Origin of the sequence: Shewanella litoralis (genome assembly GCF_009828585.1) — a bacterium.
GTDB lineage: Bacteria > Pseudomonadota > Gammaproteobacteria > Enterobacterales > Shewanellaceae > Shewanella > Shewanella litoralis.
The window spans coordinates 1-7,326 of sequence record NZ_WSRZ01000048.1 but is presented as its reverse complement, the minus strand read 5'-3'; the positions used below and the strand labels follow the sequence as shown (position 1 = coordinate 7,326).

Annotated in this window: 6 protein-coding genes; all 6 read right to left on the bottom strand. The window is 37.7% G+C overall.

From position 1 onward, the window contains the following. Positions 1-159 precede the first annotated feature (159 nt). The gene (locus GQA99_RS19950; RefSeq protein WP_160056949.1) at positions 160-519 is read right to left on the bottom strand and encodes a DUF6488 family protein; all 360 of its coding nucleotides are present in this window, start codon (positions 517-519) and stop codon (positions 160-162) included. Positions 520-549: 30 nt separating this feature from the next. After that, a complete protein-coding gene (locus tag GQA99_RS19945) occupies positions 550-864 on the bottom strand; it encodes a P-II family nitrogen regulator (RefSeq protein WP_160056947.1) in 315 nt (104 codons plus the stop codon). 82 nt (positions 865-946) lie between these two features. Beyond that, a complete protein-coding gene (locus tag GQA99_RS19940; RefSeq protein ID WP_150139015.1) occupies positions 947-4,072 on the bottom strand; it encodes an efflux RND transporter permease subunit in 3,126 nt (1,041 codons plus the stop codon). A 90-nt stretch (positions 4,073-4,162) separates the two neighbouring features. After that, positions 4,163-5,089, bottom strand: a complete 927-nt coding sequence (locus tag GQA99_RS19935; RefSeq protein WP_160056945.1) for an efflux RND transporter periplasmic adaptor subunit — start codon at positions 5,087-5,089, stop codon at positions 4,163-4,165. Next, the gene (locus tag GQA99_RS19930; RefSeq protein WP_160056943.1) at positions 5,086-6,435 is read right to left on the bottom strand and encodes a TolC family protein; all 1,350 of its coding nucleotides are present in this window, start codon (positions 6,433-6,435) and stop codon (positions 5,086-5,088) included. The genes GQA99_RS19935 and GQA99_RS19930 overlap by 4 nt, the downstream gene beginning before the upstream one ends. A 75-nt stretch (positions 6,436-6,510) precedes the next feature. After that, complete coding sequence (locus GQA99_RS19925; protein WP_160056941.1) at positions 6,511-6,867, bottom strand: hypothetical protein; 357 nt, start codon at positions 6,865-6,867, stop codon at positions 6,511-6,513. Positions 6,868-7,326 lie beyond the last annotated feature (459 nt).

The window sequence follows — 7,326 nt, the reverse complement described above, 5'->3', positions numbered from 1 at the left end:
GAAGGCTTCAAGGTACATAATTTACTCTCCTAAAAGAGAGTATAAGATCACAGCTAAGCCAAGGCGTCAAACAGATTGTGTATCAATTTCATCAGCTCAAAAAACGTTCACGATCTCACCCTGGGGTTGAATCCAATCCTAGAATGCAAATAGCCCTTATTAAAAAAGGTTATGCTCAGTTACAGCTATAACATCGCCATATTTATCTACTCTAAAATACAATGTCTTATTATCGTGAGAATTCGTAGCACTCACAACATAAACTCCATCATTAACACTTATAATATTCACATCTTCATTCTTAATGGTTCCCCATGAAAACTTTAGCTTACCAGCATCATAACCAAAATCTTCGAGTATCATTTTATGTATTTTTTTAATGACAATGTTTGTTATCTTTTCTTCATTCAAATGAGAGTGTCTTTTATGGATCATACTTTTCATTCTATCTGGATGTGCAAAAGAATAATTACAATTAAAAGAAATAACGATAACTATAAAAGAAAATAAATACCTCATAAATATGCCTTATTATTTTAAACTTAGCATCTAAAAGCCACCAATTGGAAGAATTTTTTCAATTGGACTAACGTAAACCCACCCAGAAATTTCCGTTCCAATTTTACCTATTTTTCTAATAATTGATATAACTTCATCTACTTGTTCATCTTCACATATTAGAGACAGCTGAGCTTCGGAAATAGTTACACCTGCTTCAGAAGAATATACTAACTCACTTTCCTGAAGAGCTTTCAATGTTCCTTTGACATCAAATATTGATATATTTCCGAAGCCAGCATCTTGTAATGCTTGTATAACATCTGCAGACCTTACATGGTGAATTAATGCATTAATTTTTTTCATATTTTTACCTGTCAATTTGAAATTATACTTAAAGGGATTACGGACAACTCGAACACCGCAATCCCTTCTCCATACTTAAAATTTAATTACTATTTTGGCTGATTTTCGTCTTTCGCCAAGTAAGTCTGTACAAGCCAGGTAATACTAATAAAGTAAGGAACGTTGATGAAATGATCCCACCAATAACGACTGTTGCTAGTGGTCTCTGGACTTCTGCACCAGTACTAGTATTAAGCGCCATTGGTAAAAATCCTAATGCTGCAACAAGTGCAACCATCATAATTGGTCTTAATCGCAACATTGCACCAGTTTGAATAGCTTGCTCGACAGAACTTCCACGATCCAGCTCATCTCTAAATGCAGATACCATCATAACCCCCGTCAAAACAGAAACTCCGCACAAAGTAATAAAGCCTACACCAGCTGTAATAGATAGAGGGATATCACGCAACCATAAAGCTATGACACCTCCAGTAAGGGCTAGTGGTACCCCACTAAAGACTAAAGCTGCGTCTTTTGCGGAACCAAATGTCATCATTAGAAGAGCAAATATCATTATCAATGTTATAGGTACAAGTATAGTTAAACGATCAGAGGCAGATTGTAATTGCTCAAAAGTACCACCATATTCTAACCAATACCCTGGAGATAATTTTACTTGCTCAGCAACCTTACTTTGTACTTCTGCAACAAATCCACCTAGATCTCTACCACGAACGTTCGCGCTAACGACCAATCTACGCTTTCCATTTTCACGTGAAATCTGGTTAGGGCCAGGTGCTAAAGTAAGTTTAGCTACTTCTCTTAATGGTACATAACCACCTTCAGGTAACGGAATAGGTAAACGATCTAACGCTTCTAAATTTACTCGAACCCTCTCGTCAACCCTTACAACGATTGATAAACGTTGATCACCATCAAAAATCAAGCCTGCACTCTCACCTCCCGTTGCAGCAGCAACTACATCTTGGACATCCGAGACGTTTAAGCCCAAACGGTACATAGCTGCTCTGTCAGCATCAATTGACAAGATGGGTAATCCAGAAACTTGTTCTACTTTTACGCCTTCAGCCCCTTCAATGCTACTTAACACCTTTGCTATTTCAGCACCTGAACTCAGTAATTTAGATAAATCATCTCCAAAAATTTTTATACCTAGGTCAGATCTGACACCTGAAATCAATTCGTTAAACCGAAGTTGGATAGGTTGGCTTATTTCGAAAGCATTACCTGGTAATAAGGCTAGTTTTTCACTTATTTCTTCTAAAAGTTGAGCCTTAGTCTTTTCAGGATTTGGCCACTCGCTATGATCCTTAAGCATCACATAACCATCAGATATATTTGGCCCCATAGGATCACTCGCAACCTCTGCAGTACCAACTCTAGAGAAATATGTTTTAACCTCCGGAATCTCTAGAATTGCCTTCTCCAACTGAAATTGCATATCCAATGATTGAGTTAAACTTGTCCCTGGAATTCGAAGTGCTTGGATCGCAATATCGCCCTCATCAAGATTAGGAACAAACTCGGTTCCCATTTTTGTTCCAACAAATCCGACTAAAATCACAAATATCAATGCTATTGAAATTACAAGTACTCGGAATCTCAACACAATCGATAAAATTGGCAGATATAATCGTTTAGATTGACTGACGATAAAATTGTCTTTTTCTTCTATATGGCCTGTCATAAACAAAGCGACTGCCGCAGGAACAAAAGTGAGAGACAATACAAGTGCAGACAATAGAGCCATGATTACGGCCATTGCCATTGGAGTAAACATTTTACCTTCGACACCTGTCAGCGCCAAAATTGGCAAATTGACCATAATAACAACTAAAACACTTATCAGACTTGGAGTAAACACTTCACGGGTAGCCGTAAAGACGGTCTGAAAACGTTCATCCAATGTCAATATTCGCCCCAGGTGATGCTGTCTTCCTGCCAGCCTTAAAATACAGTTCTCAACTATGATTACAGCACCGTCAACAATTAACCCAAAATCAAGTGCACCTAGACTCATGAGATTTGCGCTTACTTTGGTTTCTACCATGCCAGTCATCAACATCAACATTGATAAAGGGATCACCATGGCAGTTAATAAAGCAGCCCTAACATTACCCAGCATAACTAGAAGAACGACAATGACCAACACAGCACCTTCAGCTAAATTGGTCTGAACTGTTGCAATCGTCTTATCTACCAATACAGTACGATCGTAAACAGGTTCAGCAATCACACCTTCTGGAAGAGTTTTATTAATCTCAAGCAATTTTGCTGATACTGCCTGAGAAACAGTTCTGCTATTTCCGCCAAGCAACATAACAGCTGTGCCCAACACAGTTTCATCGCCATCGCGAGTTGCAGCGCCAGTCCTAAGCTGTTTACCAAACCCAATCTCTGCAACATCACCTACGGTAATAGGAATTCCATCCCTACGAGCAACAATGATCTGCTTAATCGATGAAATATCAGTAACCTGACCTGGAGCACGGATCAAATATTGTTCACCATTTTTCTCTATATACCCAGCACCTACATTCGAATTATTTTTCTGCAACGCAGCGACTAAATCATCAAAACTTATTTGGTAAGCCAATAGCTTTGAAGGTTCTGGTGTAATATGAAACTCCTTTTCATACCCTCCGATTGTATTTACTTCAGTAACCCCCTCAACCAAACGCAATTGAGGACGAATAACCCAATCTTGCAATGTACGCAAAGCTGTTGCGTCGTAAGGTTTTCCATCTGCTTGCAAAGCCCCTGGCGCTGCATGAACTGAATAGTGAAAGATTTCACCTAATCCAGTTGCAACAGGTCCCATTACGGGCTCAATACCTGACGGCATCTCACTTTTAGCTTGTTGCAAACGTTCGTTAATAAGATTTCGAGCAAAATAAATATCAGTTCCTTTCTCAAACACAACAGTCACTTGTGAGAGTGCATAACGAGATAGCGATCTAGTACTCTCAACATAAGGTAATCCTGCAATTGACATTTCAACCAAATAGGTGACTCGCTGCTCAACTTCTAGTGGTGAATACCCAGGTGCTTCTGTGTTAATTTGAACTTGAACATTGGTAATATCAGGTACAGCATCAATAGGAAGATGTTGATAATTCCAAACGCCTAGTGCACCCGTTAGCAAAACAAAAAACATAACCAACCACCGGCGGGTTATGGAAAATTGAATGAGTTTATCAATCATTTAAAACTCCTATTTGAAGCACACAACCGATTATGTCTAAATTTAAAAACATAAATAAGGTATAAAGGTAAACGAAGACGCATAAAAAATTTAATGCCCATGTTCAGCATCCTCTTTCCCCAACTCAGACTTCAAAACAAAGCTATTGTTACTCACATACATTTCACCAACCGACAAACCCGTTAGAACTTCACTATATTGACCATCTGTTCGACCAAGGCTCACTTCGCGTGGTTCAAACCCAGATTCACCTTTGACAAAAACTACATTTTTATTTTCAATAACTTGTATTGCTTCATTACGTATAGAAACTGGCGCATTTATTTCATCAAGTGTAATGTTGGCATTAACAAATAAGCCCGGCTTCCAAATGTTGTTGCTGTTTTCAATTAGAACACGAGCTTTAGTGGCTTGACTTTGCACTTGTCCAAATGGTGAAATATAAATAATTTTACCTTCTGAAATATTCTTTAAATCAGTACCTTGTATGTTAACCGTCTGATTTAATTTGACCAAAGGAAGATCCTTCGGAAATATGCTTAATTCTACCCAAACAGTAGAAAAATCTTGAATCACCAGTAAAGGAGTTTCATTTGTTTTCTCTCCAACATTTATATTTCGCTGTGTGATATATCCATTAATTTCAGAAGTTATTGGATAGTTTTTCAAGCTTTCATTTGCTTCAACAATTAACAATGTTTCACCTTTACGGACCGGATCACCGATGCTCTTCTTTACATCACGTACCACACCATCAAATCTGGCATTAACCACTTGCAAACTTTCAGCATTAGTAGCAACCAAGCCATAAACAGGTAACACATCACGAATAACATTGGCACCAACGGTGCTAACCACTATTCCGGCATGCTGTATTTGCTCGTTAGATAATTCTATATGCCCTTCCTCTTCATGTTCTGATTCATCTCCATGACCAGACTCTGCAAAAATAGACCCTGTAAAAAATAAGAAGCTGGTTAAAAATAGAACTTTTGTAAAACTAGAAATTAATTTCATTGAGATATTCCTGATAATTTGATGTTCTCGTTATATTGCGAGCTAGCTAAAGGCTCTGATGTCAATTGTTCAATTTCTGCACCATAAGTTAATGCTGATGCTGCAGCTTCAATTAATGTACGTCTTGCACTTAACAACTCCTGACGAGAGCTCACATAATCCAGATAACCGTACCTTCCGCGCTGATATGCATCTTGAGTTTCAATCAGTGCTTGCTCTAAAGAAGGGATGATGGTGGAACGCAATGAATTAACGACTAAAATAGCTTGTTTTCTATTGTAAAAAGCTCGAAATAACTGATTATGCATATCCAATAACATGACATCACGTTTTACAAATACTTGATTTTTTTCTGCAATGGCTGTTGAAATAGCACCTTGATTCCTAGAGCCAGAAAATAAAGGCATACTGAAGCCAGCTACGAGTGCTGTATCGTTTGTATCTTGAGTTCGACGAACCCCCACAGACCAACTAATGTCAGATTTTGACTGTGTTTTAGCAACACGTATTTCAGCATTTTTTAAACGAGCTTCTGATGCAAAAATCTCTATTGCAGGGTTAAGTTTGACTCTTTCAAACAATTGTTCAAATGAGATATCTTCACCAAACTGAAATAAATTCCCTTCAACATTCTCAAAGTCAGGTGAGGATGATCCCCACAAACTCGATAACGAAACTTTTAAGTAAGATAAGCGTTGCTGTTCGGCAAATAATGATAGCCTGGCTTGCTCTAAGGCTGCTAATGCCCGTTTAACTTCTGCATCGGGTGTAGCACCTGCAGCAGCGCGTTTTTTTACAATATCCAAAGTATCAATGCTTAGTTGAGTAGCCTCCTGTGCAAGAACAACTTGTTCTTGTGCAGCAAGTACATCAACATAACGACGAGTAACATCACCAAGTAAAGCCAGTGACTCAACCTGCCTGCTTGCTTCTAATAATGACAATTCAGAAGATACAGTCCCAATTCTAGCTAAACGCTTGTTATCCATTTCAAAAACTGAGGATAAAGCTATAGTGAACTCAGCCCCACTTATCCCGTTGTAATTTCCAGTTCCACCAATATTGTCAGTATCAAAGCCTAATTCATAAGCTGGTGATAATTTAGCCGTTTCCATTTGCCCTTTCAGAGCATCAATTCGATATGGAAAAAATTTAAGTGAAGGATTTTGTGATAGTGAACGCTGCATTGCTGTTGACAGCGATATAGCTTGATCTGCAGATGATGCTCTTGCTGCGCTGATTGTAAAGGAGAATGCCACAAGGAAAACACACGAAATGATCCGTATATTATAAATACGACTCAAGAGCTCCAAAACTAGTTTTGGAGGACGAATTAACATTAACATATTGTAATACCTAATTATTTAAGATATAAAAATGCGCAAACTCTATCGCTTGCAAAAATTGACTTAAAATAAAAATTAGGCGATCGGAGGACGGATTGAAGTTGAAAAAGGAGTTTCGGGAACAGAAAATAGATAAGAGTCGTATGGAGCGTATTTCGTGAGGATATCAGTTTCAGCCTCATAGACACTTAACAAATAGATATGGCAATGACTACTGTGGTGGTGGCAGTGAAACATTTCATTTGAAGAAGGAATATCAGTAGTAGATAAATCATGAACTGGAGGTGTTTTGATAACTGATGCATTATGATCGATTGGTGTACTTGATAAAATCTCAGCATAAGCTTTTAGCGGGTGAGCATCGACAATATTTGCCATAGGTTGAAACACAACCCATGCAAAAATTAAAAATGTCGATACTAATTTAATCATACTAACCCCAATTTAAATACATTCTCACTTTAACATTACTCATAAAAAAATCAATGCATATTTAACTCTTATCAAGGCTGATGGCGGTGTTTTATCCGCTGAATATTAAACCTGTTATTTAAGAATGTACGAGAGCCTATAAAATTTTAAAGTTAAAATTAAAGTTAAATACTCGCATACAAGCTCTTAACGTATCATCATTCCGTTTCAAAAACTTGATTTTGTTACTTTATCAAAATAAATACTGTCCATTAATCTGAGCTGAAGTAAGTGCAACAGTTTCTCTTATAGAGATTTCTGGTATATCGAGCTTGAGTAAGCCAACTTAATCACATCATATATGGACCCACCCGTTTTGCAAGTGATTTCGAAGCGTTAATAAACAAATTCATTGCCTTCATATATCCGGCTTGTAAATCGGGTGTTTTATATACCCGCAGCCCTAATGCAATTAGCTAA

What these genes read in the sequence shown, in the direction of transcription:
- GQA99_RS19950 (WP_160056949.1), bottom strand. Translation starts at nt 519, where the DNA reads ATGAGGTATTTATTTTCTTTTATAGTTATCGTTATTTCTTTTAATTGT.
- GQA99_RS19945 (WP_160056947.1), bottom strand. Translation starts at nt 864, where the DNA reads ATGAAAAAAATTAATGCATTAATTCACCATGTAAGGTCTGCAGATGTT.
- GQA99_RS19940 (WP_150139015.1), bottom strand. Translation starts at nt 4,072, where the DNA reads ATGATTGATAAACTCATTCAATTTTCCATAACCCGCCGGTGGTTGGTT.
- GQA99_RS19935 (WP_160056945.1), bottom strand. Translation starts at nt 5,089, where the DNA reads ATGAAATTAATTTCTAGTTTTACAAAAGTTCTATTTTTAACCAGCTTC.
- GQA99_RS19930 (WP_160056943.1), bottom strand. Translation starts at nt 6,435, where the DNA reads ATGTTAATGTTAATTCGTCCTCCAAAACTAGTTTTGGAGCTCTTGAGT.
- GQA99_RS19925 (WP_160056941.1), bottom strand. Translation starts at nt 6,867, where the DNA reads ATGATTAAATTAGTATCGACATTTTTAATTTTTGCATGGGTTGTGTTT.